We start from the raw sequence: 23,155 nt of genomic DNA on the forward strand, positions 1-23,155 counted from the left end.
AATCACGGCGCAGATGCGAATAACTGCGTTCAAATTGCCGTTCTTCAACCGGTATGCGTTTTGGGAGGGAGTGTTTCTTTCCACATCCGCGCACGGATGCGAATCGTCGCCGTCAAACAGGGGATGGAGCGCTTCGGCGGGCTTTTGTTGTCGCCATCCGGCGTCCCAGCAAAAGAGGCCCGTCGCTCCGCCAAGCGCCAGGCCTCAATGTCGCGGCCTGTTTCAGGGGACGCGCGACAGGAATCGTCTTAAAAGCCTCAATTCTTCTTCACAATCCAAGAAGTTATCCATCACCGTCATGGGCCCTGAATTTCAGGGGCATCGCCACGATCAACTTATCGCGATCAAAAAAGAGGCCCGCTGCTTTTTCAAACAACGAGCCTCTGTTGGGCCGCTTGGCGGAGCGACCGCATGCAAATTCGCCTTTCGTGCATGAACGTCGAATGAACAAACAGCTTTTTATGCTGCCGAGAAACAACCCGTAAAAATCAGGAGAGCGGCATGGATCGGAAAGCCGCCTCAGCCGTTATTCAACCATACAACAATGGAGGATAGCATGCTGAAGGGTATCGCATTGTGGGCTATGGGCGTTCCGATCTTCGTGATCATTCTGCTTTATATGTTCGTGTTTTAAGCCATCCGCAGTCTCCGGCACGGAAGAGGCTCTGAAACGAAAAAGGCGACCGCTTTGACGGTCGCCTTTTGTTTGTTTGAGGGGGCGTGTCAGCCCAGATCGCCGATCAGCCGCGCGGCCGTTGCGCCGTCCGTGCGGCGGATGTCGATCTCGTCGCGGTGTTTGGCGAGGAGCTCGCTGGCCAGCAGCTTTTCCGCAAGATCGGCGGGCAGCGAGAGAATGACCCGGTCGCCCTTTTCTTCCGTCGCACCGACGCTGCGCTTGCCGGCGATCATGCCGCCTGCAACCGTATTGTTGGTGTCGGGATCGATCAGGATGAAGGAACCGGTCGAGCGGTTCTGTTCATAGGGATCGAAGATCGCCGTCTCGTCGAAGGAAAGCCGCACCTTGCCGATGGCGTTCATCGGCAGCGAGGTTTCATGCGCCTGCCATTCGCCTTCCTTCAGGTTCAGCTGGCTGACGGGCTGCACGCTGACGCGCTGGCGACGGCTGCCGCTTTTCAGCCAGTAGCGCTTGCCTGCCTCGATGCCGCCCGGCTGCAACGCCACGATCTGGGCGTCGAAGGCAAGGCCGGTCTGCGGCTGCGCCTCGATGGAGACGATCATGTCGCCGCGCGACACATCCACCTGACGGTCGAGGACGAGCGTGACCGCATCGCCCGCGACGGCGGCATTACGCACCAGATCGAAGGTGACGATCTGCTTGACATTCGCGACCATGCCGGAGGGCAGGACAACAACGCTGTCGCCCGGCTTTACCGAACCGCCGGCAACCGTGCCCTGATAACCACGGAAGCTTTCACCGGGGCGCGAGACGCGCTGCACCGGCAGGCGGAAGCCGCCGGATTGCGCGGAGCGCACCGTGGCAAGCTCCAGCGTTTCCACCAGCGTCGGGCCTTCATACCAGGGCATGGAGGACTTGCCGGAGAGGACGACGTTTTCACCCTTCAGCGCCGACATCGGAATGGCGGTGATCTGCTTGATGCCGAGATTGGACGCGAAATCGCGGAACTCGTGGGCGATCAGCTCGAAACCGGCCTTGTCGTAATGCGTCAGGTCGATCTTGTTGACGGCCAGCACGAATTGCCGGATGCCCATCAGCGCCGCAATGGTGGCGTGGCGGCGTGTCTGTTCCAGAATGCCGGTGCGCGCATCGACGAGCAGCACGGCGAGATCGGCGGTGGAAGCGCCTGTCGCCATGTTGCGCGTATATTGCTCATGGCCGGGCGTGTCGGCCACGATGAAGGCGCGCCGGTCGGTGGCGAAATAACGATAGGCGACATCGATGGTGATGCCCTGTTCGCGCTCCGCCTGAAGACCGTCGAGCAGCAACGCGAAATCGGGCAGGCCGAGATCGTTCTGCTTGCCGCTGTCGCGGTGCAGCGTGGCGGCCTGGTCTTCCTTGACGGCCTTGGTGTCCCAGAGAAGACGGCCGATCAGGGTCGACTTGCCGTCATCGACGCTGCCGCAGGTGATGAGACGAAGCGGGCGCGTGTCGCGCGCTGCCTTCGAATGCTCGGCAAAGGGCAGAATGGTTGCGGAAGAGGGGGTGTTGGCGGCGGCAGCGCTCATCAGAAATACCCCTCGCGCTTCTTCTTCTCCATCGAGCCGGACTGGTCGCGGTCAATCGCGCGGCCCTGCCGTTCGGAAACGGTGGCGATTTCGAGTTCCGCGATGACTTCCTGAAGCGTCGCCGCCTCGGAACGGATCGCGCCGGTCAGCGGGAAGCAGCCGAGCGTGCGGAAGCGGATCGAGCCGTGCTTGATCTCTTCGCCGGGCAGCAGTTCCAGCCGCTCGTCTTCGGCAAGGATCATCATGCCGTCGCGTTCGACATAGGGGCGCTCGGCGGCGTAATAGAGCGGCACCAGCGGAATGTTTTCCGCCTCGATGTAACGCCAGATATCCACTTCGGTCCAGTTGGAGAGCGGGAAGGCGCGCACGCTTTCGCCCTTGCGGACCATGCCGTTATAGATGTTCCACAGTTCCGGGCGCTGGTTGCGCGGGTCCCATTTATGGTCGGGCGTGCGGAAGGAATAGATGCGTTCCTTGGCGCGGCTTGCCTCCTCGTCACGGCGCGCGCCGCCGAAGGCCGCATCGAACTGGCCGGCATCGAGCGCCTGGCGCAGCGCTTCGGTCTTCATGATGTCGGTGTAAAGCGCCGAACCGTGGGTGAAGGGCGTTACGTTTTCGCTCGCACCGCGCGGGTTGGTGTAGGAAATCAGGTCGAGATCGTATTCCTTGACGATATTGTCGCGGAATTCGATCATTTCCTTGAACTTCCAGCCGGTATTGACGTGCAGCAGCGGGAAGGGAATGCGGCCGGGGAAAAACGCCTTGCGCGCGAGATGCAGCAGCACGGACGAATCCTTGCCGATGGAATAGAGCATCACGGGCTTGTCGAATTCGGCGGCGACTTCGCGGAAGATGTGAATGGCTTCGTTTTCAAGCGCCTTCAGATGGGGATCGAGCGGCGGCTTGGATACGACAGTATTCTTGCTGTCCGTCTCGTGGACTGCGTTGGACATTGTGAACTCCGGGAATGTACTGAATGATTATCGTTGCGGGATGGCGGAAACGGCGGATGTCTGCTCCGCACCGGCGACGTGAAGACCGCATTCGCGCTTCTCGTCGTTCTCCCACCACCATCGTCCGGCGCGCTCAGGCTCGCCGGGCTTGATGGCGCGCGTACACGGCTCGCAGCCGATGGAGGGGTAACCGCGCTGATGCAACGGATTGACGGGAATGTTCTCCTGGGCGACATGCGCCCGGATGAGGTCGATATCCCAGTCAGCCAGGGGATTGATCTTGATGAGATTCCGCTCGGCGTCGAATTCGGCGAAAGGCGTCGTGGCGCGATTGCCCGACTGGCCGCGACGAAGCCCGGTGATCCAGAAGGCAGCGCCTTCCAGCGCCTTGCCCAGCGGGATCAGCTTTCTGACATGACAGCAGGCGTGACGGGCTTCGACACTCTCGTAAAAGCCATTGAGACCGTATTTTTCGGCATAGGCGTCGATATCGTCCTGCTCCGGGCGGAAGCGGCGGATTTCGATACCGAAACGCTCTTCGGTTTCATCGATGAGATCGACGGTTTCCTTGAACAGCCGGCCGGTTTCGAGCGTCACGACGTCGATCGGCAGGCGATGCGTGCCGATGGCGGCCGTAATGACCTGATCCTCGATACCGAGGCTGGTGGTGAAGACCGCCCGCCCGCCGAGGCCGGCGATAAACGAAAGCCGACCCGCCAGATCGAGCCCGGCAAGCGTGGCGTCGAGGGAAGCGGCATCGGCAGAGGCATTTGCTGAATTGATCGTCATTGTCACGTCCGGGATTTCCATGGCCGATTATTGTTGAAATCCTTATCCGCGAACAGAAATGACAGTCTTTGTGCGCTGCACTTGAGAGCAAAAATGCCTCACGCGCGCTTGGTATGAGCAAAAGATGCCCGTTCACCTTCTTCGCAGCTTGGATTTGAATTGTGACAACTTCTGCGCTAAGCCGGAATTGCCGGGTTTCCGGGCTTGTGGTCTACTGGTTTTACGATGATTTCGCAGAAGGCAAAATATGCGCTGAGGGCGCTCCTTTCGCTGGCCAAGGCCGACGGGGCCTGTCCTGTGCAGATTTCCGACATCGCCCGCGAACAGGCCATTCCGAAAAAGTTTCTGGAGCAGATCCTTCTCGAAATGAAGAAGGAACGCCTTGTCGAAAGCCGGCGCGGCAAGCAGGGCGGTTATCTCTTGGCGCGCCCGGCTGCGGATATCACCTTCGGCGAGGTGCTGCGCCTCATCGACGGGCCGCTTGCCCCCTTGCCCTGCCTATCGCAGACGGCCTATCGCCGCTGCGAGGATTGCGACGGCGAGAAGCAGTGCGAGATCCGCCACGTGTTTGCCCGCGTGGCCGATGCCACCCGCAACATCCTTTTCAACACCACCATCGCCGATGCCGTGGCCGGTGTCGAAGTGCCCGAGCTTTTGACGGCCTGACGAAAAAATCGTCTAAAACCCCATAATATTTTTCGCCGCCAGCGCAAAAAATCGTCAAAAATGTGAAACGGTTTTGCATTCAGCAAAGTTTTACACGACGCTTGTTGCGCCTTTCGCTTATGCTGCGCTGTATTTGTTGCCCGGGAAAACGCTCTCGGGAAACACTTTTTCGATCGTATTCGGCCTCATTGACCAACTCTACTCAACCGGTAGAGTTAAGCCATCGCAATCAGGAGGGAATACCGATGTCCAAGCTTCTGTCCGGTTTGAGCGTTGTTGCGCTTAGCCTCTCACTGGCACTTGGCGGCGCTGGCTCGGCCGCCGCGCAGACCAAGCTGCTCAACGTGTCCTACGATCCGACCCGTGAACTCTACAAGGACTTCAACGAAGCCTTCGCCAAGAAGTGGAAGGCCGATACCGGCGAGGGCGTCACGATCCAGCAGTCGCATGGCGGCTCCGGCAAGCAGGCGCGTTCGGTCATCGACGGTCTGGAAGCGGACGTCGTGACGCTGGCGCTGCAGAGCGATATCGACGCCATCGTCCAGAATTCCGGCAAGATCAACAAGGACTGGCGCACCCGCCTGCCGCATAATTCTTCGCCCTACACCTCGACAATCGTTTTCCTGGTCCGCAAGGGTAACCCCAAGGGCATCCACAATTGGGGTGATCTGGTGAAGGGTGACGTGCAGATCGTGACGCCGAACCCCAAGACGTCTGGCGGCGCGCGCTGGAACTATCTCGCGGCCTGGGCCTGGGCGAATGAAGAATTCAAGGGCGACAAGGACAAGATCAAGGCCTATGTCGGCGAGCTTTACAAGCGCGCCCCGGTTCTCGATACCGGCGCCCGCGGCTCCACGGTCACCTTCGCACAGCGCCAGATCGGCGACGTGCTGCTGGCCTGGGAAAACGAGGCCTATCTCGCCGGCCAGGAATTCGGCGCTGACGCCTTCGATATCGTCGTGCCGCCGATCTCGATCCTTGCCGAACCGCCGGTCGCCGTGGTTGACGCCAATGTCGACGCCAAGGGCACCCGCAAGGCGGCGGAAGCCTATCTGCAATATCTCTATTCCGACGAGGGCCAGAATATTGCGGCAAAGCACTTCTACCGCCCGTCCAACCCCGCCGTGGTCTCCAAGGATCTGCTCAAGCAGCTGCCCGACATCAAGCTCGTCACCATCGACGACCCGCAGTTTGGCGGTTGGGCAAAGGCGCAGCCTGAACATTTTGGTGACGGCGGCATCTTCGACCAGATTTACAAGCCCGCAAAGTAAGCGGATGATGGGCTGAAAAGAGATCGCCCGCGTCCGCACGGACAACAGAAAACAAAACCTGATCGACCGGACACCGTGCCGGTCGATACTTTATAATAAACGCCGGGGAACACCGGCTCCCAGAGAGCATTTCCAGGAAAAGTGGACCCCGGTTTTCTGTCCGGAAATGCGCCAAACTAAAGATTATCCGGAGCCTTGATGAGCAACAATACTTCCGGAAACAGGTGGAAATGGCGGCAGTCGAGCGTCATACCGGGCTTCGGCCTGACGCTTGGTTACACAGTGACCTATCTGTTTCTCATCATTCTTATTCCGCTTGGCGGCCTTGTCTGGTCCACGGCGAAACTGGGTTTTTCAGATTTCATTGCGATTGCCACGGATAGCCGCACGCTGAATGCGCTGCGTGTCAGTTTCGGAACGGCATTTCTTGCCGCGCTGGTCAACGCGGTCTTCGGCGTCATCGTCGCCTGGGTGCTGACGCGTTACCGTTTTCCCGGTCGCCGCTTCGTCGATGCCATCGTCGATCTGCCTTTCGCCCTGCCGACGGCGGTCGCCGGTATCGCGCTGACCACGCTTTACGCCAATCGCGGCTGGGTCGGTTCGCTGTTCGAACCCTTCGGCATCAAGATCGCCTTTACGCCGACCGGCATCGTCATCGCGCTGATCTTCATCGGCCTGCCGTTCGTGGTGCGCACCGTGCAGCCGGTCATGGAAGAAATCGACCGGCAGGTGGAGGAGGTGGCCGCCACGCTTGGCGCCAACCGTTTCCAGACCATCACCCGCGTTCTGCTGCCGAGCCTGACACCCGCGATCCTCACGGGTTTTGCGCTCGCTTTCGCACGCGGTGTGGGGGAATATGGTTCGGTCATCTTCATCGCCGGCAATATTCCCTACGTCTCGGAAATCGCGCCGCTCCTCATCGTCATCCGGCTGGAGGAGTTCAATTATGCGGCCGCGACCGGCATCGCCACCATCATGCTGATCATCTCGTTTGCCATGCTGTTCCTCATCAATCTTATTCAGGCCTGGAGCCGCAAGAGGTACGGTTATGTCTGAGACCGCTTCCCGCACGTCCCCCCGGCCGTTCCGCGACCCCGCCAGCGAGAGCTTTCCCGCCCGGCTGGCGTTGATCGCGATAGCCTTCGTGTTCCTCGCCGCTTTTCTGGTTCTGCCGCTGGTCTCGGTGTTCTTCGAAGCCTTCCGCAAGGGCACGGAAAGCTTCTGGGAGGCGATTGTCGAACCCGACGCACTCTCCGCCATTCGCCTGACGCTGCTCGTCGCCGCCATTTCGGTGCCGCTCAACCTGGTCTTCGGGGTGATGGCCGCTTGGGCGATTGCGAAATTCGAGTTCAAGGGCAAGGCCTTCCTGATCACGCTCATCGACCTGCCGTTCTCGATCTCGCCGGTCATATCGGGCCTCGTCTATGTCATCCTGTTCTCATCCCACAGCGTGCTCGGGCCATGGCTGAAGAGCTACGGCATCGAAATCCTCTTCGCCGTGCCGGGCATCGTGCTCGCCACCATCTTCGTTACCTTTCCTTTCGTCGCGCGCGAACTGATCCCGCTGATGCAGGATCAGGGCAATGGCGACGAGGAGGCGGCGATTTCGCTTGGCGCTTCCGGCTGGCAGACCTTCTGGTACGTCACGCTGCCCAACATCAAATGGGGCCTGCTTTACGGCGTGCTGCTCTGCAACGCCCGCGCCATGGGTGAATTCGGCGCCGTCTCGGTGGTATCGGGCCATATTCGCGGTGAGACCAACACCATGCCGCTGCATGTCGAGATACTCTATAATGAGTACAATATGGGCGCGGCCTTTGCCGTGGCGACGCTGCTCGCCGGTCTCGCGCTCGTCACGCTCATTCTCAAAACCATTCTCGAAATACGCTTTGGCGCGGGCAACGCAGCCGGCAAGCATTGAAAGGCATCTTCATGGAAGTGAAAGTTTCCGGCATCACCAAGCAGTTCGACCGCTTTCCGGCGCTGAACGACGTGTCGCTCGACATTCGTTCCGGCGAGCTGATCGCGCTGCTCGGTCCTTCCGGTTCCGGCAAGACGACGCTGCTGCGTCTCATCGCCGGTCTCGAGCAGCCGACGACCGGCCAGATTTTCTTCGGCAACGAAGATGCCTCGCACCGCACGGTGCAGGAGCGCAATGTCGGTTTTGTGTTCCAGCATTACGCCCTGTTCCGCCACATGACGGTGGCCGACAATATCGCTTTCGGCCTCAAGGTGCGTCCCTCCGCCAAGCGTCCGCCCAAAGCCGAAATCCGCAGGCGGGTCTCCGAACTTCTCGACATGGTGCATCTCTCCGGCCTTGAGAAGCGTTATCCCTCGCAGCTTTCCGGCGGCCAGCGCCAGCGCGTGGCGCTTGCCCGCGCTGTCGCCATCGAGCCGAAGGTGTTGCTCCTCGATGAACCCTTCGGCGCGCTCGACGCCAAGGTGCGCAAGGAGCTGCGCCGCTGGCTGCGCGAGTTCCACGACCGCACCGGCCATACCACCGTCTTCGTCACCCACGATCAGGAAGAGGCGCTGGAACTGGCCGACCGCGTCGTCGTCATGAGTCAGGGCAAGATCGAACAGGTCGGCACGGCGGACGATGTCTACGACACGCCCAACTCCCCCTTCGTCTTCTCCTTCATCGGTGAATCCTCCAGCCTGCCGGTGACGATCCGCGACGGCCACGTGCTGTTCCAGGGCGAAAGCATCGGCATCGACGAGAACGGTTCTGGCGAGGGCGAGCTTTTCTTCCGCCCGGAAGATGTGGTGCTGACGCAAGAGAAGGACGCGCTTTACGGCAAGGTCACCACCTGTCGCCGCCTTGCCGGCACCCGCATCGCCGAAATCGACATCGCCAATAACGGCCATGAACCCTATCACCTCGAAATCGAAGTGCCGCTCAACGCCGCCGTGGCCGTGGGCGCGGAACTGCGCTTCCGCCCGACGCGGTGGAAGGTGTTCGGGAAGAAATAAGGGAGAAGTGACCGCAATTGACGGTCGCTGATCCGGCGCGCGCTCCCCAGTTCTCCGTCATACCGGGCTTGAGCCGGTATCCAGCCAGCCCAAGTCCTTGGGCTGAAAGGAGTCCTCTCGTCGCGCAGACGCGCGCCGGCTGGATGCCGGGTCAAGCCCGGCATGACGGAAGAGGCGTGTCACGAGTAGCCTCGAGCATCGAGCTTGCCGCGCCGGCACTCGAGACACAGATTTCCCCAATCGTCAAAGCAATACGCAAAAACGGAAAAGGGCCGCCAAGGCGACCCTTCCATGAGTTTGGTCCTGTTTACAGACCCGGGACTGTTTCTCAACGTTCCGAAGGCTAGAGGTTTTACAACGAGGGCTGCCCCGTCGAAAACACACCCTTTCCATTGCCTGCACCAGAGACCGAAATCTCACTAGACATTGGATCACCTCCTTCCGATACGTTGAACATAACTAGAAGGTAGTACGATTCGTCAGTAATGCAAGAGGGATTACTTCCAGGGGACGCCCGGCTCCTATGCCGCATCCGCGGCCTTCACGTCGAATTCGAAGTGGATGCTGTCATAGGGAAACTCGATGCCAGCCTCGTTCCGGTCGATAACGCCCGCATGGAGGAGCGACGTCACATCGCGATGAACGGCCTGTACGTCCCGTCCGACCCGACGGGCAACCTCCCGGATAGAAAGCGGTCCCTGTCCGGCCAGAGCCTTGACGATGGCAAGGCGAAGCGGCGCGAGAATGCGGTGCAGGTCCTCATAGCTTGAAAATTCGACGGATGATTTCGCCTCCACCTGCTTTCCGGACAAGGCCAGATTACCGGCGGCAACAAAGCGGCTCTTGATATCCTTGATCGTGCTGAGACGGACGGTGAGTGCGGTCATGACAAAATCCTTTCCATATCCGCCTGAAAAGCATCGAACAGGGCTTCGAGCGTGGTGAAGGCGATGGTGTCTTCACGCCCGTCCATATGACGATGATCGCCTTTGCCGCGTTCATTGTCATAACGCAGAACACATTCCCCTTTGATCACCAGCGCCAGCCGATATTTGAACGGGTGGAGACTTCCGGGAACAGGCTCAGGCAGATGCCACAGGACAACCTCGAAGAAGGCCGTCTCGTCGATCACTTTGCGCGTCTTCTCGAGCAGAATGGCCTTCATGTTGTTATTTTTGACAACACTTTAGTGTGTTGTCAATGAAAACAACGATCCAGCTCAAAGCGTCACGACACCCGCATCACGATCTTGCCGATATGATTGCTGCTTTCCATCAGCCGGTGCGCTTCCACGACCTCATCCAGCGTGAAGACCCGGTTGATGACAGGTGCCAGCTGACCGCTTTCGATGAGTGGCCAGACCTCTGCGACGAGGTCGTCGCGGACGGCGCGTTTTTCGTCGGCCGTGCGGGGGCGCATGGTGGAGCCGGTGACGGTGAGGCGTTTGACCATTATGGGGGTGAGGTTGACCTTTTCGGCCACGGCGCCGCCCAGAAAGGCGATGATGGACAGGCAGCCGTCCTTTGCGAGTGCCGAAAGGTTCTTTTCGAAATAGGCCGCTCCGATCATGTCGAGAATGACATCGACGCCCTTGCCGTCGGTTTCAGCCTTGATGACGGCGGCGAAATCCTCTTCGCGGTAGTTGATCGCCCGTCTGGCGCCGAGCTTCACGCAGGCTTCGCATTTTTCCGCTGAGCCCGCCGTGGCATAGACCTCCGCGCCAAAGGCTTTGGCAAGCTGGATCGCCGTCGTGCCGATGCCGCTGGTGCCGCCATGGATGAGGACGCTTTCCCCTTCGGTGAGGCCCGCCATCTGGAAGAGGTTGGCCCAGACGGTGAAGAAGGTTTCCGGCAAAGCCGCCGCTTTGACGGCGTCGTAACCCTTGGGGAAGGGCAGGGCCTGCCCGGCCGGCACGGTGCAATATTGCGCATAACCGCCGCCATTGGCGAGCGCGCAGACCTTGTCGCCCAACTTGAATTCGGTAACGCCTTCACCCAGCGCAACCACCTCGCCGGCGATTTCAAGGCCGAGGATCGGGCTTGCATCCTTCGGCGGTGGATAGATGCCCTGCCGCTGCGCCACATCCGGCCGGTTGACGCCCGCCGCCTCGACCTTCACCAGAACCTCGCCTTTTGCGGGCTTCGGCAAAGGCGTTTGCGAAAGCCGCATCACCTCCGGGCCGCCATGGGAAGGGAGGTCGATGAAGCGCATTGTTTCGGGCAGGGTCTTGGTGTCGGGCATGGCCAGGGGCAACTCCTCACGTGTCGGCGTCGCCTGAAGATGTAGGTCAGATGCACCGCTTAGGGAAGGAGGCCGTTTGTCACGAGTGTCAATTTGTCTCGCCGAAGACCCGGACGACGAGACCGCCTTCGTTTTCCTTCGCAGCCGCCTTCACACCCGCGATCTCGCTGCCGATCCGCTCGGGATTGGCGATGATAAGCCCTTTCGGCAAAGTCAGAACGCCAATGGAGCAACGCAGCAGCGCGAAGTCCCGCTCATTGCCGTGGCGGTCCTGGCCTTTCATGCAGCCGGCGGCGCGGTCCTCGTCCGAATAGAGTTCGGCGACGTCGTCGTGAAAATCGCTGAGCAGCCGCTCAAGGATTTCCGTCAGTTCTCCCACCGTCCAGTCGCGCACGCCGATGAAGAAGTCGTCGCCGCCAATATGGCCGAGGAAACAATCGCCGGCAAAAAAGTAACGGCGCATCAGGGCCGAAAACAGGGTGATGGCGTGGTCGCCGGCGTTGAAGCCGTATTTGTCGTTGAAGGGTTTGAAATTATCGAAGTCGCAATAGCAGAAGAAGCGCGCCTCGTCGCCGTCGCTGCAACGGTCGGCAATGAAGCCGCCAATCGCGCGGTTGCCGGGCAGCGCCGTCAACGGGTTTTGGTCCTGCGCCATCTTCAGCTGTTTTTCGTTGATGACCTTGATGAGCGAAGCGGCGGAAACGATGCCGGCGTAACGCATGTTTTCGGTGAGGATGATGCAGGCGCTGCCGCCCATGCTGGCGAACATGTTCATCAATTGGTCGGCATCGGCATCGAGGCCGACAATCGGCGCGGGATCGACGAAATGGGAAATGGTGCGCTCGTAAATCTTGTTCTTGAGCAGGTCGCGGCCGAAGGGCCGGTAGATATATTCCTTGAGGTGATATTCGTTGATGACGCCGCGCGGTTCGCCATTGGCGTTGAGAACCGGGAAAAACGCCTGCTGCGGATTTCTGCGGAACAGTTCGAAGACGCTGTCGACGCTGTCATGCTCGAAGACGGTCGGAAGACGCTCGATTTCGCGGCGGATGAGAATCTCATCCAGCGTCTGGCTGCTGCGCCGCGCCACGCCGATGCGGTTGATGTGGGGAAAGCTCTCCGGCAGCTCGCTGGTGAAGACCGTGGGCCTCGCGATCAGCCAGCCCTGCACCAGATCGACGCCGAATTCGCGGCAGGTCAGAAATTCCGCTTCGGTTTCGATGCCTTCCGCAATGACCCTGACGCCAAGAACATGGGCGATGTTGACGATGTTGCGCACAAGGTGCTGCTTGCGCGGCAATTGGTCGACGCCGGTGATGAAATGCCGGTCGATCTTCAGGTAATCCAGCGGGAAGTCGCAGAGCAGCTTCATCTCGCCGTGACCGGCGCCGAAATCGTCTATCGCCAGCTTGAAGCCTTCCTTGCGCATGCGGGCAATCAGCGCCGTGAATTCCGGCACGCTGGTATTGTCGAAACGTTCGGAAAGCTCGAAACAGATGGAGGAGGCCGGAATGCCCGCCCGTGCCAGATGGCCGACGAGCTTGTCGAGAATGGCGTCGCCATGCGGGATCAGCCGGACATCGAGATTGAGGAACAGGGTGGCGGAGGAAAAATCGGGCAGGGTGGAAAATTTCGCCAGCGCCCGGCTCGCCAGCATCTGCTCGAAGGCCTTCAGCTCGCCATCCGCGGCAGCCTGATCGAGAAGCGCCAGCGGATTGGAAAAACCGAGCCGGTCATGGCCGCGCATCAGCGATTCATAACCGAAAATCGTGCCTGTCGTTGCCTCGACAATCGGCTGAAATGCCGTTTCTAGCACCAGTTTCGCCATGGGAAACATGTGCCCGGAGGCAAAACGCCTTATGACATCGTTCTCCAGCGTGACGGCCTGCATTTCTATTCTCCGCTATTGCCGGTCCCTTTGGTGGCGCGCCGTGTGGAATGCGCCATCGGGAACCCGTCTCTTTTGCGGCGAACAATCGCAGATTACAGGTCAACAAAAGCTTTCACGACTGTGAAGCTTTGATGAACGTTTTGTTACAACCCTTTCAATATGGAGGGTTGTTACGCCGGGCCTTATGCCCGGCGGACATGCCCGGTGTGCGCGGCATAAAGTTCCGCAACGTTCATGCGTTCCCGGTCCGCTTCGACAGGCTCCGTGGACTTTGCGCCCACGCCAGGTCCGGCGGAGGCCGCCCATAGTCTCAGCGCTGCCCTGACGACCTCGCTGCCGGATGCGTAAGCGCCGCAATTCACGGCCTCGCGCATTCTTGCTGCCTGTTCCGGGGAAATCGATACTGTCACCATTGGCATGATATCACTCCCTTCTTTAAACGCTGCGAGCGGTCCTTCGATGTCCGGTTCGCGGATCGGATGCCGTCGTGGTCTATGGCGGGCGTTTTTATCGTCTTTCGTCTGGCGCCGCTTCCAGCGAAATTTGTATCATCAGCGATATTAGCACGAAACGCATTCCATTCCCAATTCGCAGTATATCACGGTTTAGTTTTTCCCCCGTGAACCGGGCGGCAGCATGGGGCTCGCCGCGCTGGCCGATGCCTGCGAAACTATCACTGTCCGGCGGCGGAAAATATGATCCATCGCAAATCAGCGACATAAAATGACGCTTTTTTTATTGATTGATCGATCAATCAAGAATATTTTGCCGCCATCAAGGAGACGCTTATGCCCAAGATCGGAATGGAGCCTCTGCGCCGCAAGGCGCTGGTGGATGCGGCGCTTCGCACCATAGGCCACCATGGTTCGCTGAATGTGACGATGTCGGATATCGCCCGGGAAGCGGGCGTGTCGGCTGCGCTCGCGCATCATTATTTCGGCAGCAAGCAGCAGCTTCTGCTGGAAACCATTCGCAGCCTGCTGCGCGATCTCAGGCGTGATGCGGTGGCGGCTTTGACCCGCGCTTCCGGCCCGCGCGAAAGGCTGAGCGCCATCGTGCATGTCTCCTTCCAGAGCGACCAGTTCACGCCCGAAACGGTGGCGGCATGGCTTGCCTTTTATGTCGAGGCGCAGCGCTCGGAAGAAACCCGGCGGCTGCTGGTTGTTTATTCCCGCCGCCTGCGCTCCAATCTCATGGCCAGCCTCAACCGGCTTTGCCCGCCCGATGATGCCGCGCGCATCGCGGAAGGGGCGGCGGCCCTGATCGACGGGCTTTATATTCGTCACAGCCTGCGTTCCGCCCCGCTTGGCCTCGCCTCCGCGCCGGCGCTTGTCGAGGACTATTTCGACATGCAGCTCAAATCATTTCCCGATGGGCAGCGCCAAAAGCCGTCCATCCGCGTTCTTTAAGGAGACTTCGACATGACCATCGCCACGCCGCTCAAGGCGCAGCCGAAAGCCTCGCATTTCATCGACGGGGCGTATGTCGAGGACAATACCGGCACGCCGTTCGAGAGCGTCTTCCCGGCCACCGGGGAGGTGATCGCAAGGCTGTACGCGGCAACACCTGCCATCGTCGAGCGCGCCATCGCCTCGGCCAAACGCGCGCAGAAGGAATGGGCGGCGATGAGCCCCATGGCGCGCGGCCGCATCCTCAAACGCGCCGCCGATATCATGCGGGAGCGCAACGATGCGTTGTCCACGCTGGAGACACTGGATACCGGCAAGCCCATTCAGGAAACCATCGTCGCCGATCCGACCTCCGGCGCGGATGCTTTCGAGTTTTTCGGCGGCATCGCCCCTTCCGCGCTGAACGGCGATTACATCCCCCTCGGCGGCGATTTCGCCTATACCAAGCGCGTGCCGCTCGGCGTTTGCGTCGGCATCGGCGCGTGGAACTATCCGCAGCAGATTGCCTGCTGGAAGGCCGCGCCTGCGCTGGTCGCCGGTAACGCCATGGTCTTCAAGCCCTCGGAAAACACCCCGCTCGGCGCCTTGAAGATCGCCGAAATCCTCATCGAAGCCGGCCTGCCCAAAGGCTTGTTCAACGTCATTCAGGGTGATCGCGATACCGGGCCGCTGCTGGTCAATCACCCCGATGTGGCCAAGGTCTCGCTTACCGGCTCAGTCCCGACCGGCCGCAAGGTGGCCGCTGCCGCTGCCGGGCATCTGAAGCATGTGACGATGGAACTTGGCGGCAAGTCGCCGCTGATCGTCTTCGACGATGCCGATATCGAAAGCGCTGTCGGCGGGGCCATGCTCGGCAATTTCTATTCCTCCGGCCAGGTCTGCTCCAACGGCACGCGCGTTTTCGTGCAGAAAAAGGCGAAGGAGCGTTTCCTCGACAATCTGAAGCGCCGCACGGAGGCGATGATCCTCGGCGATCCGCTCGACTACGCCACCCATCTCGGCCCGCTGGTCTCCAAGGCCCAGCAGGAGAAGGTCCTTTCCTATATCGAAAAGGGCAGGGCGGAAGGCGCGACGCTCATCACCGGCGGCGGCATTCCCAACAATGTTTCGGGCGAGGGCGCTTATGTGCAGCCGACCGTCTTCGCCGATGTGACCGACGACATGACCATCGCCCGTGAGGAAATCTTCGGGCCCGTCATGTGCGTGCTGGATTTCGACGATGAAGACGAGGTTCTTACCCGCGCCAACGCCACCGAATTCGGCCTCGCCGGCGGCGTCTTCACCGCCGATCTCGCCCGCGCCCATCGCGTGGTCGACCAGCTGGAGGCGGGTACGTTGTGGATCAATACCTATAATCTCTGCCCGGTCGAAATCCCCTTCGGCGGCTCCAAGCAATCTGGCTTCGGCCGCGAGAATTCGGCGGCCGCGCTGGAGCATTATAGCGAGTTGAAGACGGTTTATGTGAGCACTGGGAAGGTGGACGCGCCTTATTGAGGTTCAGTGGGTGGGGTTCACCCCCCTCTGTCCTGCCGGACATCTCCCCCACAAGGGGGGAGATCGACCTGCGGCCACGTCGCGCCCTACTTCGAGGTCGCAACTGAAGGGATGTCCCATCGTCTTGCCGATCTCCCTCCTTGTGGGGGAGATGCCCGGCAGGGCAGAGGGGGGTATGCCCCACCCCAATACATTCATCGGAACCAAAGCCCCAAGTGGAGCAAATCATGCAAGCAGATTACATCATCGTCGGTTCGGGTTCCGCAGGCTCCGCCATCGCCTATCGCCTGTCGGAAGACGGCCGCTATTCGGTGATTGTCATCGAGGCCGGTGGGTCGGATTTCGGCCCCTTCATCCAGATGCCGGCCGCACTCGCATGGCCGATGAGCATGAAGCGCTATAATTGGGGCTATCTCTCCGAGCCCGAGCCGAACCTCGACAACCGCAGGATTACGGCCCCGCGCGGAAAAGTCATCGGCGGTTCGTCCTCCATCAACGGCCTCGTTTACGTGCGCGGCCATGCCGAGGATTTCAACCGGTGGGAAGAGCTTGGCGCGCATGGCTGGGCCTATGCAGATGTGCTGCCTTACTTCAAGCGCATGGAACACAGCCATGGCGGCGAGGAAGGCTGGCGCGGCACGGATGGGCCGCTGCATGTGCAGCGCGGCCCGGTCAACAATCCGCTGTTCCACGCCTTCATTCAGGCCGGCGCACAGGCCGGTTTCGAACTGACCGACGACTATAACGGCTTCAAGCAGGAGGGTTTCGGCCTGATGGAGCAGACCATCCACAATGGCCGCCGCTGGTCCGCCGCCAATGCCTATCTGAAACCGGCGCTGAAGCGCGGCAATGTCACGCTGGTCAACGGCTTCGCCCGCAAGGTCGTCATCGAGAACGGCCGCGCGGTTGGCATCGAGATCGAGCGCAAGGGCGTGGTGGAAACCATCACGGCCAATCGCGAGGTCATCGTCTCGGCCTCCTCCTTCAATTCGCCGAAACTGCTGATGCTTTCAGGCATTGGCCCCGCCGCGCACCTGAAAGACATGGGCATCGAGGTGAAGGCGGATCGTCCGGGCGTGGGCGCAAATCTTCAGGACCATATGGAGTTTTATTTTCAGCAGGTCTCCACCAAGCCGGTCTCGCTTTATTCCTGGCTGCCATGGTTCTGGCAGGGCGTGGCGGGTGCGCAATGGCTGCTGTCGAAAGGCGGGCTTGGCGCTTCCAACCAGTTCGAGGCCTGTGCTTTCCTGCGCTCAGCAGCCGGTCTGAAGCAGCCTGACATCCAGTATCATTTCCTGCCGGTCGCCATTTCCTATGACGGCAAGGCGGCGGCGAAAAGCCATGGTTTTCAGGTGCATGTGGGTTACAACCTGTCGAAATCGCGTGGCAATGTTACATTGCGTTCCGCAGATCCGCATGACGACCCGGTCATCCGCTTCAACTATATGAGCCACCCGGAAGACTGGGAGAAGTTTCGCCATTGCGTGCGCCTGACGCGCGACATCTTCAGCCAGAAAGCCTTTGACGATTTTCGCGGGCCGGAAATCCAGCCCGGCGAAAACGTGGAGACGGATGAGGAGATCGATACCTTTTTGCGGGAGCATCTGGAAAGCGCCTATCACCCCTGCGGCACCTGCCGCATGGGCGACAGGGACGACCCGATGGCCGTCGTCGATCCCGAATGCCGGGTCATCGGCGTGGAAGGCTTGCGGGTGGCTGACAGCTCGATCTTCCCGCATGTGACCTATGGCAACCTCAACGGCCCGTCGATCATGACCGGCGAAAAAGCGGCGGACCACATTCTCGGAAAAACGCCGCTGCCGCGTTCCAATCAGGAACCTTGGGTAAACCCGCGCGCGGCCGTCAGCGACCGGTGAGGATCAATGGTAATCGTCCTCGCGCTGGTGGCGGATCGCGAGGATGGACACGGTTTCCGCATCTTCGATTTGAATGAGGACGATGTAACCGGAAGATCCGAACGGAACGATCAGTTCTCGTAAGAGTGCGTTGTCCCCAGGCGTCTTGCGCGTTGCGAAAGGAAACTCGCTCAGTCCCTCAATCGTCGAAATGATGCGGTCCACGGCTTTTTCCGCCGTCAAAAAATCCTTTTCCAGTAAAAAATCATATAGCCGGGTTATGTCCGCTCGGGCTGCAATCGTGTACCGGAGATTGAAGGTCACTCGCCACGCTCAGCTTTCTTGGCGGCGAGCATCGCCCGCAATTCCGCATGCACCTCTTCGGCCGAATAAAAAATCCCCGTCCGTTTGGATTCTTCGAGCGAGGCCAGCCCGCGCGCAATGAACTCCGCCTGCGATTTACGGATTTGCACCTGCCTGCGCACGGACTCTTCAACGAAGGAAGAGAGCGTCTCGCCGTCCTTCAGCACGCTTTCGGCAGCCTCGCGAAAATCCGCCGTTACCCGCAGCGAAGGCAATGTCGCCGTTTTCATATTGCGTCTCCATGCGTTGCAATTGCGATGCGTAGAATGCGCCGATAGGGGCAACCTGTCAAATGCAAAACCTTGCAATCCCCGCCCGAGAGGCGGATAAACGGGCTTCCCGCCTGATGACGACCATCAAAATTACCGATCTGGACCGCCATGCCCGTCGACTACAAAAAGCTGAAGATGCTCCGCCGTTCCCGTGTCGTGTGGGGTTCGTGGCGGGTGTGGAGGCCGAGGGCGGTTTTCTGGATTGGCGCGATTGCGGTCGGCCTTATCAGCGTCGGGTTTGCGTGGGCGGCGGATCGAGCCCAGCATCTTTTCTTTGCGGCGACCTCATCGGGCGAATGGGCGTTTCTGCTGCCGCTCATCATCACGCCGCTCGGCTTCACGCTCTGCGCCTGGCTCGCGATCACGGTTTTTCCCAATGCCGGCGGCAGCGGCATTCCGCAGGCCATCGCTGCGCGGCACCTGCGGGAAGATGCGGACCGTTCGCGGCTTCTGTCGCTGAAACTCGCTTTCGGCAAGGTGGTGTTGACCGTCGTCGGCCTGCTCTCCGGTGCCTCCATCGGCCGTGAGGGCCCAACCGTTCAGGTTGGCGCCTCGATCATGCTGCAGGCCGCCCGCTGGGGCGGCATGGCGCAGGCGAAGGGCCTCATTCTCGCTGGCTCGGCGGCGGGCATCGCGGCGGCCTTCAACACGCCGCTCGCCGGCATCGTCTTCGCCATCGAGGAAATGAGCAAGACCTATGAATCCCGCGCCAATGGCCTCGTCCTCACCGCCGTCATCCTGTCGGGCCTCGCTTCGCTGGCGCTGGTCGGCAGCTATACCTATTTCGGCACCAGTTCGGTGATGGCGAAAACGGCCATGGACTGGCTGCTGGTTCTGGTCTGCGGCATTGGCGGCGGCGCGTGCGGCGCGCTGTTCAGCGCAGGCGCCTTGCGTCTTTCCGCCCGCATCCGGCGCTTTGCGCAGGCCATGCCGCTGAAGCGGATGCTGGCGGTCGCCGCCGCCTGCGGCCTTGCTTCCGCCGTCCTCGGCATCGCAACGGGCGGCGCGACCTTCGGAACCGGTTACGAACAGGCGCGCGCGGCAATCGAGGGCGAAGCTGCGCCGGCATTCTTCTTCATCGAAAAACTGGCAGCGACTTTTCTTGCCATGATGTCGGGCATTCCGGGCGGCATCTTCGCACCGTCTTTGTCGGTAGGCGCGGGCTTCGGCAGCACCATGGCCACCCTGCTCGGCACCAGCATCGGCCTTGGCGCCATCGTCGGCATGGCGGGTTATTTTGCGGGCGTGGTGCAGGCGCCGATGACGGCCTTTGTCATCATCCTTGAAATGACCGGCAATCATGAAGGCGTCATGCCCATCATGGCCGCATCGATGCTCGGATATCTGACGTCGCGGCTTTTCTCCCGCGAGCCGCTTTATCATGGCCTGTCGCGGGTCTTCATCGCCCAGAGCATCCGCGCCCGGCGCGCCGCTCAGGCCAGCGAAACCTAACCGTTTATGCCCGGATGCCCGCCACGCCGAAATAACCGAGCCCCGGTATCTTCACGCCCGGCCGGCTGAAATCGATGCCGGCGACAAGACCGAGAAAATTGATCTCGAAACCACTGCGCGCACCCGCCGAAATGCCGAACAGGCCGCCGAGCGAAACGCTTGCATCCTTCCAGTCATCGGCGATGTGATAAAACGCGCCGTCCGGCAGATAATCGCGACCGACGGCATCCGGCGGCAGCACGACGCCGAGTTCCGGCACGCTGCGCAGCACATGGGCAACGAAGGTGTTGGAGTTTGGGCCGGGATAAATGCGATAGCCGCCCGGCCGGCCATAGGGGTAATCGGCAATCGCCTTTTCGATCTTCGGAATCAGCTTTTCCGCCTCCGCGCCATGAATGGCCACCACCTGGCGCGGCATGTTGGAATACCAGTAGGCATCCGCCGCATAACCATTGTGGCGGATCGGCGTGCCCCAGCCCACCTTGTCGTAACGGTCATAGCTCGCAGCGCCGGGCTTTTTCAGCACGACCCAGGCGTGACTGGCGACGGAGCCCTTGAAACCGCCTGTCATGGCGGAAAAGACGTAAACGGCGGCCTCGCCGTTGCTGGACGCTGCCGGCAGCATGCCGGAGGACGACCATCTTGCGGCGTTCCAGCCGCGCGGATGGTCCTTCATGGCCCACAGCCCGGCCGATGCCAGCGCGGGAAGCAGATAGATAACGGCAATCGCCAGCAGCAGACGTTTTGCAAATTTCACGAACAGCCCCGTGCATCGAAAAATCAATTGCGGTATCAACCACATGAAATCAGAATTTTTTGAGGCTGCGAAAATGAACAATTCCGTTACCGTCGAAGTCACCCGCGGCAACTTCGTGGAAAGCCGCCATCAGGGCCTTGCCGTGGTGGTGGATGGCGATGGCGGCGTGCTGTTTTCGGCTGGAGATATCGAGCGCGGCATCTTCCCGCGTTCCGCCTGCAAGGCCATGCAGGCGCTGCCGCTGGTGGAAAGCGGTGCTGCGGATGCCTACGGCTTCGGCAACCGCGAACTGGCGCTTGCCTGTTCCTCCCATTCCGGCGAGGACGCGCATGTGGAGCTCGCCGCTTCGATGCTGGCAAAAGCCGGCAGGGATGCCGATACGCTGGAATGCGGCGCGCACTGGTCTTCCGACCAGAAAACCATCATCCATCAGGCCCGCACGCTGGAAAAGCCGACGGCGCTTCACAATAATTGTTCCGGCAAACATTCGGGCTTCATCTGCGCCTGCTGCCACACCGGCACTGACCCTAAGGGCTATGTCGGTTACGATCACCCGCTGCAGCGGGAAATCCGCGCCACGATGGCAAGCCTGACGGGTGCGACACTCGGCCAGGACAATTGCGGCGTGGATGGCTGCTCCATCCCCACCTATGCCGTTCCGCTCAAAGGGCTGGCGCATGGTTTCGCGAAAATGGCGACGGGCAGGGGGCTGGAAGCGGGCCGTGCGAAAGCCTCGCGCCGTCTCATCGAGGCCTGCATGGCGGAGCCCTTTTACGTGGCGGGCACCGGCCGCGCCTGCACGAAACTGATGCAGATCGCGCCGGGAAAAATCTTCGCAAAGACCGGCGCGGAGGGCGTTTTTGTCGCCGCCCTGCCGGAAAAGGGCATTGCCATGGCGGTTAAATGCGAAGACGGCACGACGCGTGCGGCGGAAGCCATGGTTTCGGCACTGCTGGCCCGCTATTTCGATGAAGGCAGCGCCGAGCAGCAGGCTTTGAGCGGCATGGCGAACCGGCAGATGCGCAACTGGAACGGCATCCATGTCGGCGATGTCAGAGTTGTCGGGCTTTAAATAACCTTTGACGCGGCCGGTTGCGGGCACGATGATGACCTGCCCTGCGTGTGACGGCCATCCCATGGCCGCCGAGGGGCGGCGTTCGCATGAGGAAAAAACGGGCGCTTCATTGCTTTGGAGGTCGCATATCCATGTTCACACTGTTCTTTTCCCCCGGTTCCTGCTCCCGCGCCAGCCATATCGTGCTTGAGGAATCCGGCCTGCCTTACAAGGCCCATCGCGTCAATTTCGCGGAGGGCGAGCAACGCTCCGAGGCATTTTTAAAGATTAATCCCAAGGGTCGCGTGCCGGCGCTGGCCACGGCAAGCGGCGTGCTGACGGAGACGCCCGCCATCCTCGCCTTCATCGCCCAGATGGCGCCGGAAAAGAAGCTCGCACCGCTCGACGATCCCTTCGAATTCGCGCTGATGCAGTCCTTCAACGCCTTCATTTCCTCCACCGTGCATGTCGCCCACGCGCATGGCCGGCGCGGCAGCCGCTGGGCGAATGAGAATAGTTCGCTGGCCGATATGAAAGCCAAGGTGCCGCAGACCATGGGCGAGTGCTTCGAACTGATCGAGCACGGCATGCTGCACGGCCCATGGGTTCTTGGCACCGCCTATTCCGTTGCCGATCCCTATCTTTTCGTCATGTCCGGCTGGCTGGAAAGCGATGGGGTGGATATTGCCCGCTTCCCGAAAGTGCACGACCACTTCCGCCGCATGAACGACCGCCCGGCGGTGCAGCGGGCGCTGGCGGGAGAGAGGGGCTGAGAGGCTCAGTATTTCCGTCATGCCGGATCAGGTCCGGCATGACGGAGGGGTAAGGAGCTTAACCGCTCAGGCCGCCTCGGCCGCACGCGTATCCCACATCGTCTTGAACGCCGTGCGGGCCTGGCAGCGATCCAGCCAGGCTTTCAGCGCCGGATGGGCGTCGAACAGCGGCTTGTGGCCCTGCGCGTAACGAACGATTTCCGCCGCGTTGAGATCGGCGACGGTGAAACGGTCGCCCACCAGATAGTCGTGGCTGGAAAGATGCTGCTCCAGCACCCGGAAGGGGCGCTTCAGCAGCCGGGCGGCGACATCGATCACGGCCTTGCCGCTATCGCTTTCCGAAAGGCCTTCGGCGATGGCGGAGGAAATCTTCAGCGAATTGGTTTCGACTTCAGTGGCGGCAAAGAAGGACCATTGCAGCATCGCCGCATCTTCCTTCAGGTCGATGGGGGCGAGCGGTCCGCCATATTTGCGGGCGAGATAAAGATTGATGGCCATGGATTCGTAAAGCACCATGCCGTCATCCTCAATGCAGGGAATGGTGCCCATCGGGTTGACGGCGAGAAAGGCGGGAGACAGCGTGTTGAGCGGCGCATCCGCAGCCAGCGGGTCGGCAAGGCGGCGGGCCTGTATCACGGGCACATGCTTGAATTCTATGCCCAGTTCACCTGCAAGCCACAGCGTGCGCGTGGCACGGGAACGGTAGACACCGTAGATCGTCAACATCGAAATTACC

General features: G+C 60.7%; 23 protein-coding genes. 11 read left to right on the plus strand and 12 right to left on the minus strand.

Going from position 1 to position 23,155, the window contains the following annotated elements:
- Window positions 1-723: 723 nt before the first annotated feature.
- The 3 genes from cysN to ACQZ5K_RS20765 are packed head-to-tail and all read right to left on the minus strand — an operon-like array spanning window position 724 to window position 3,968.
- Window positions 724-2,205 (minus strand): sulfate adenylyltransferase subunit CysN, encoded by a 1,482-nt coding sequence (cysN, locus tag ACQZ5K_RS20755; RefSeq protein WP_003520471.1) that lies wholly within the window; start codon window positions 2,203-2,205, stop codon window positions 724-726.
- Complete coding sequence (gene cysD / locus ACQZ5K_RS20760) at window positions 2,205-3,158, minus strand: sulfate adenylyltransferase subunit CysD (RefSeq protein WP_448741276.1); 954 nt, start codon at window positions 3,156-3,158, stop codon at window positions 2,205-2,207. The genes cysN and cysD overlap by 1 nt, the downstream gene beginning before the upstream one ends.
- Window positions 3,159-3,185: 27 nt before the next feature.
- The gene (locus tag ACQZ5K_RS20765; protein WP_161987652.1) at window positions 3,186-3,968 is read right to left on the minus strand and encodes a phosphoadenylyl-sulfate reductase; all 783 of its coding nucleotides are present in this window, start codon (window positions 3,966-3,968) and stop codon (window positions 3,186-3,188) included.
- 204 nt (window positions 3,969-4,172) lie between these two features.
- Between ACQZ5K_RS20765 and ACQZ5K_RS20770 the strand changes: the two genes are divergently transcribed.
- The 5 genes from ACQZ5K_RS20770 to ACQZ5K_RS20790 all read left to right on the plus strand — a co-directional run bounded on the left by ACQZ5K_RS20770 (window position 4,173) and on the right by ACQZ5K_RS20790 (window position 8,857).
- Window positions 4,173-4,613: an RrF2 family transcriptional regulator gene (locus ACQZ5K_RS20770; RefSeq protein WP_003520468.1), complete on the plus strand. Its 441-nt coding sequence runs from the start codon at window positions 4,173-4,175 to the stop codon at window positions 4,611-4,613.
- 245 nt (window positions 4,614-4,858) lie between these two features.
- A complete protein-coding gene (locus ACQZ5K_RS20775; protein ID WP_448741277.1) occupies window positions 4,859-5,884 on the plus strand; it encodes a sulfate ABC transporter substrate-binding protein in 1,026 nt (341 codons plus the stop codon).
- Window positions 5,885-6,082: 198 nt separating this feature from the next.
- A complete protein-coding gene (cysT, locus tag ACQZ5K_RS20780) occupies window positions 6,083-6,940 on the plus strand; it encodes a sulfate ABC transporter permease subunit CysT (protein ID WP_003494311.1) in 858 nt (285 codons plus the stop codon).
- On the plus strand, window positions 6,933-7,805 hold the full coding sequence (cysW, locus tag ACQZ5K_RS20785; protein ID WP_003520464.1) for a sulfate ABC transporter permease subunit CysW: 873 nt from the start codon (window positions 6,933-6,935) through the stop codon (window positions 7,803-7,805). Before cysT ends, cysW begins: the two co-directional genes overlap by 8 nt.
- An 11-nt stretch (window positions 7,806-7,816) precedes the next feature.
- Entirely contained in the window at window positions 7,817-8,857 is a 1,041-nt protein-coding gene (locus tag ACQZ5K_RS20790; RefSeq protein ID WP_448741278.1) for a sulfate/molybdate ABC transporter ATP-binding protein, read from the plus strand.
- A gap of 521 nt (window positions 8,858-9,378) precedes the next feature.
- On the opposite strand, the gene ACQZ5K_RS20795 is transcribed toward ACQZ5K_RS20790, so the two are convergent.
- From ACQZ5K_RS20795 to ACQZ5K_RS20815, 5 genes are all read right to left on the minus strand, one after another.
- On the minus strand, window positions 9,379-9,744 hold the full coding sequence (locus tag ACQZ5K_RS20795; RefSeq protein ID WP_003520461.1) for an HVO_A0114 family putative DNA-binding protein: 366 nt from the start codon (window positions 9,742-9,744) through the stop codon (window positions 9,379-9,381).
- Window positions 9,741-10,022, minus strand: coding sequence for a toxin-antitoxin system TumE family protein (locus ACQZ5K_RS20800; RefSeq protein WP_003520460.1), 282 nt, complete (start codon window positions 10,020-10,022; stop codon window positions 9,741-9,743). Before ACQZ5K_RS20800 ends, ACQZ5K_RS20795 begins: the two co-directional genes overlap by 4 nt.
- A 62-nt stretch (window positions 10,023-10,084) precedes the next feature.
- Window positions 10,085-11,098 (minus strand): NAD(P)H-quinone oxidoreductase, encoded by a 1,014-nt coding sequence (locus ACQZ5K_RS20805; protein ID WP_448741279.1) that lies wholly within the window; start codon window positions 11,096-11,098, stop codon window positions 10,085-10,087.
- A gap of 88 nt (window positions 11,099-11,186) precedes the next feature.
- Window positions 11,187-12,989 (minus strand): GGDEF domain-containing protein, encoded by a 1,803-nt coding sequence (locus ACQZ5K_RS20810; RefSeq protein WP_269830310.1) that lies wholly within the window; start codon window positions 12,987-12,989, stop codon window positions 11,187-11,189.
- A 182-nt stretch (window positions 12,990-13,171) separates the two neighbouring features.
- Entirely contained in the window at window positions 13,172-13,408 is a 237-nt protein-coding gene (locus ACQZ5K_RS20815) for a ribbon-helix-helix domain-containing protein (protein WP_448737430.1), read from the minus strand.
- 369 nt (window positions 13,409-13,777) lie between these two features.
- On the opposite strand from ACQZ5K_RS20815, the gene betI reads away from it, so the two are divergent.
- The 3 genes from betI (at window position 13,778) to betA (ending at window position 17,769) form a co-directional block, all read left to right on the plus strand.
- Complete coding sequence (betI, locus tag ACQZ5K_RS20820) at window positions 13,778-14,398, plus strand: transcriptional regulator BetI (RefSeq protein WP_448741280.1); 621 nt, start codon at window positions 13,778-13,780, stop codon at window positions 14,396-14,398.
- 12 nt (window positions 14,399-14,410) lie between these two features.
- Window positions 14,411-15,892, plus strand: coding sequence for a betaine-aldehyde dehydrogenase (gene betB / locus ACQZ5K_RS20825; protein ID WP_448741281.1), 1,482 nt, complete (start codon window positions 14,411-14,413; stop codon window positions 15,890-15,892).
- A gap of 227 nt (window positions 15,893-16,119) precedes the next feature.
- A complete protein-coding gene (betA, locus tag ACQZ5K_RS20830; protein WP_448741282.1) occupies window positions 16,120-17,769 on the plus strand; it encodes a choline dehydrogenase in 1,650 nt (549 codons plus the stop codon).
- 3 nt (window positions 17,770-17,772) lie between these two features.
- Here betA and ACQZ5K_RS20835 read toward each other — a convergent pair whose 3' ends face one another.
- Entirely contained in the window at window positions 17,773-18,072 is a 300-nt protein-coding gene (locus ACQZ5K_RS20835; RefSeq protein WP_448741283.1) for a type II toxin-antitoxin system RelE/ParE family toxin, read from the minus strand.
- The gene (locus ACQZ5K_RS20840; RefSeq protein ID WP_448741284.1) at window positions 18,069-18,341 is read right to left on the minus strand and encodes a YlcI/YnfO family protein; all 273 of its coding nucleotides are present in this window, start codon (window positions 18,339-18,341) and stop codon (window positions 18,069-18,071) included. The genes ACQZ5K_RS20835 and ACQZ5K_RS20840 overlap by 4 nt, the downstream gene beginning before the upstream one ends.
- 150 nt (window positions 18,342-18,491) lie before the next feature.
- Here ACQZ5K_RS20840 and ACQZ5K_RS20845 point away from each other — a divergent pair, with 150 nt between their 5' ends.
- Complete coding sequence (locus ACQZ5K_RS20845; RefSeq protein WP_448741285.1) at window positions 18,492-19,835, plus strand: chloride channel protein; 1,344 nt, start codon at window positions 18,492-18,494, stop codon at window positions 19,833-19,835.
- A gap of 4 nt (window positions 19,836-19,839) precedes the next feature.
- Here ACQZ5K_RS20845 and ACQZ5K_RS20850 read toward each other — a convergent pair whose 3' ends face one another.
- Window positions 19,840-20,592: a DUF3750 domain-containing protein gene (locus ACQZ5K_RS20850; protein WP_448741286.1), complete on the minus strand. Its 753-nt coding sequence runs from the start codon at window positions 20,590-20,592 to the stop codon at window positions 19,840-19,842.
- A 73-nt stretch (window positions 20,593-20,665) separates the two neighbouring features.
- Here ACQZ5K_RS20850 and ACQZ5K_RS20855 point away from each other — a divergent pair, with 73 nt between their 5' ends.
- Window positions 20,666-21,664 (plus strand): asparaginase, encoded by a 999-nt coding sequence (locus tag ACQZ5K_RS20855; RefSeq protein WP_448741287.1) that lies wholly within the window; start codon window positions 20,666-20,668, stop codon window positions 21,662-21,664.
- A gap of 134 nt (window positions 21,665-21,798) precedes the next feature.
- Window positions 21,799-22,419, plus strand: a complete 621-nt coding sequence (locus ACQZ5K_RS20860; protein WP_137452245.1) for a glutathione S-transferase family protein — start codon at window positions 21,799-21,801, stop codon at window positions 22,417-22,419.
- A gap of 66 nt (window positions 22,420-22,485) precedes the next feature.
- On the opposite strand, the gene ACQZ5K_RS20865 is transcribed toward ACQZ5K_RS20860, so the two are convergent.
- Window positions 22,486-23,145 carry a glutathione S-transferase family protein gene (locus tag ACQZ5K_RS20865; RefSeq protein WP_020812500.1) on the minus strand — a complete coding sequence of 220 codons (660 nt, stop codon included), beginning with the start codon at window positions 23,143-23,145 and terminating at the stop codon, window positions 22,486-22,488.
- Between the last annotated feature and the right edge of the window lie 10 nt (window positions 23,146-23,155).

This window comes from Agrobacterium sp. 22-226-1 (assembly GCF_053522345.1).

Coding starts and splice junctions, on each gene's coding strand:
- cysN (WP_003520471.1), bottom strand. CDS start 2,205: ATGAGCGCTGCCGCCGCCAACACCCCCTCTTCCGCAACCATTCTGCCC.
- cysD (WP_448741276.1), bottom strand. CDS start 3,158: ATGTCCAACGCAGTCCACGAGACGGACAGCAAGAATACTGTCGTATCC.
- ACQZ5K_RS20765 (WP_161987652.1), bottom strand. CDS start 3,968: ATGGAAATCCCGGACGTGACAATGACGATCAATTCAGCAAATGCCTCT.
- ACQZ5K_RS20770 (WP_003520468.1), top strand. CDS start 4,173: ATGATTTCGCAGAAGGCAAAATATGCGCTGAGGGCGCTCCTTTCGCTG.
- ACQZ5K_RS20775 (WP_448741277.1), top strand. CDS start 4,859: ATGTCCAAGCTTCTGTCCGGTTTGAGCGTTGTTGCGCTTAGCCTCTCA.
- cysT (WP_003494311.1), top strand. CDS start 6,083: ATGAGCAACAATACTTCCGGAAACAGGTGGAAATGGCGGCAGTCGAGC.
- cysW (WP_003520464.1), top strand. CDS start 6,933: ATGTCTGAGACCGCTTCCCGCACGTCCCCCCGGCCGTTCCGCGACCCC.
- ACQZ5K_RS20790 (WP_448741278.1), top strand. CDS start 7,817: ATGGAAGTGAAAGTTTCCGGCATCACCAAGCAGTTCGACCGCTTTCCG.
- ACQZ5K_RS20795 (WP_003520461.1), bottom strand. CDS start 9,744: ATGACCGCACTCACCGTCCGTCTCAGCACGATCAAGGATATCAAGAGC.
- ACQZ5K_RS20800 (WP_003520460.1), bottom strand. CDS start 10,022: ATGAAGGCCATTCTGCTCGAGAAGACGCGCAAAGTGATCGACGAGACG.
- ACQZ5K_RS20805 (WP_448741279.1), bottom strand. CDS start 11,098: ATGCCCGACACCAAGACCCTGCCCGAAACAATGCGCTTCATCGACCTC.
- ACQZ5K_RS20810 (WP_269830310.1), bottom strand. CDS start 12,989: ATGCAGGCCGTCACGCTGGAGAACGATGTCATAAGGCGTTTTGCCTCC.
- ACQZ5K_RS20815 (WP_448737430.1), bottom strand. CDS start 13,408: ATGCCAATGGTGACAGTATCGATTTCCCCGGAACAGGCAGCAAGAATG.
- betI (WP_448741280.1), top strand. CDS start 13,778: ATGCCCAAGATCGGAATGGAGCCTCTGCGCCGCAAGGCGCTGGTGGAT.
- betB (WP_448741281.1), top strand. CDS start 14,411: ATGACCATCGCCACGCCGCTCAAGGCGCAGCCGAAAGCCTCGCATTTC.
- betA (WP_448741282.1), top strand. CDS start 16,120: ATGCAAGCAGATTACATCATCGTCGGTTCGGGTTCCGCAGGCTCCGCC.
- ACQZ5K_RS20840 (WP_448741284.1), bottom strand. CDS start 18,341: ATGAAAACGGCGACATTGCCTTCGCTGCGGGTAACGGCGGATTTTCGC.
- ACQZ5K_RS20845 (WP_448741285.1), top strand. CDS start 18,492: ATGCCCGTCGACTACAAAAAGCTGAAGATGCTCCGCCGTTCCCGTGTC.
- ACQZ5K_RS20855 (WP_448741287.1), top strand. CDS start 20,666: ATGAACAATTCCGTTACCGTCGAAGTCACCCGCGGCAACTTCGTGGAA.
- ACQZ5K_RS20860 (WP_137452245.1), top strand. CDS start 21,799: ATGTTCACACTGTTCTTTTCCCCCGGTTCCTGCTCCCGCGCCAGCCAT.
- ACQZ5K_RS20865 (WP_020812500.1), bottom strand. CDS start 23,145: ATGTTGACGATCTACGGTGTCTACCGTTCCCGTGCCACGCGCACGCTG.